This is a genomic window from Amycolatopsis rhizosphaerae (assembly GCF_007713715.1).
GTDB classification, from domain to species: domain Bacteria; phylum Actinomycetota; class Actinomycetes; order Mycobacteriales; family Pseudonocardiaceae; genus Amycolatopsis_E; species Amycolatopsis_E rhizosphaerae.
The window spans coordinates 1-1,378 of record NZ_VJWX01000847.1 but is presented as its reverse complement, the minus strand read 5'-3'; the positions used below and the strand labels follow the sequence as shown (position 1 = coordinate 1,378).

Here is a 1,378-nt window from a genome sequence, read left to right as displayed (position 1 = left end):
GGCGAGGGCGCGGTGGGCGAGGCCCTTCTCGGGCTTGGCGTAGTAGACGCGCGGGTACCAGCGCCGGACGAGTTCCTTGACGGAGGAGACGTCGACCATGCGGTAGTGCAGGTGGGCGTCGAGCGCGGGCATGTCGCGGGCGATGAAGCCGCGGTCGGTGGCGATGGAGTTGCCTGCGAGGGGGGCGCTGTTGGGGTCGGGGACGTGTTCGCGGACGTAGTCGAGGACCTGCCGCTCGGCTTGTTCGAGGGTGACCGTGGAGCGTCGTGCTTCTTCGGTGAGCCCGGAGCGGGCGTGCATGTCGCGGACGACGTCGGGCATGTTGGCGAGGGTTTCGTCGTCGGCGTGGATGACGAGGTCGAGGCCTTCGCCGAGGATGTTGAGTTCCGCGTCGGTCACGAGGGCGGCGATTTCGATGAGTGCGTCCTTGGCGAGGTCGAGCCCCGTCATCTCGCAGTCGATCCAGACAAGACGGTCGGTCACCGGAAAACCCTAACGCGCCCGCATCCGGGTGTCCGTCCGACACAGCGGAACGGGCCGCCCCGACCACGGCCCGTTCCGTTTTCCCCGGTCGCGCCCGGGTTGCTCAGCCGTTCTCGATCTGGTCGATGATGGTCTTCGCGTCGTTGACGGGGATGGCGAATCCGATGCCGACGGACCCGGCCGAGGTGGATGACGGGTTGTACAGCGCGGAGTTGATGCCGATGACCTGGCCCGTCATGGTGACCAGCGGGCCGCCGGAGTTGCCCTGGTTGATGGCCGCGTCGGTCTGGATGGCGGTGTAGCTGGGCGAGTCGGTGGCGCGGTTGGCGGTCTGGTTGTACGGGTTGGGTTCGCCGGTGCCGATGTCGGACAGTTTCCGGTTGAGTGCGCTGACGATGCCGGAGGTGACGGTGTTCTGCAGGCCGCCGGGGGAGCCGATGGCCACGACCTGGTCGCCCACCTTGAGCCGGCTGGAGTCGCCGAGGGTGGCCGCGGTGAGTCCGCTCGCACCGTTGGCCTGCAGTACGGCGATGTCGGCCTTCGTGTCCGCGCCGACCACGGCTGCCTGGTATTTCGTGCCGTCGGACAGGGCGATGGTGACGGCCGTGGCTCCCGAGACCACGTGCGCGTTCGTCAGGATCTTGCCGTCGGGGCTGAGGATGATCCCGGAGCCGATGGCTTTGCCCTGGCGGGTGGTCACGTTGACCTGCACCACGCTGGGGAGCACTTTTTCGGCGACGGAGCTGACGTCGCCGTTCGTCGTGGCGGACACGCTCTGTGCCGAGGTGGTCGAAGCCGTGGTGCCGGTGGAATGGTTGCCTTCGAGGCCGACCAGTGCGGCACCGCCGACGCCTCCGACGAGGGCGGCGGCGACGGCGGTCGAGGCGATGAGGGC

2 protein-coding genes are annotated in these 1,378 nt (G+C 68.5%); both read right to left on the bottom strand.

The features are described from left to right. On the bottom strand, window positions 1–483 hold a 483-nt coding region (orn, locus tag FNH05_RS37365; protein ID WP_144593537.1), incomplete at its 3' end, for an oligoribonuclease. A gap of 103 nt (window positions 484–586) precedes the next feature. Then, window positions 587–1,378, bottom strand: a 792-nt coding sequence (locus FNH05_RS37360) for a S1C family serine protease (RefSeq protein WP_144593536.1), incomplete at its 5' end; no start/stop codon positions are given.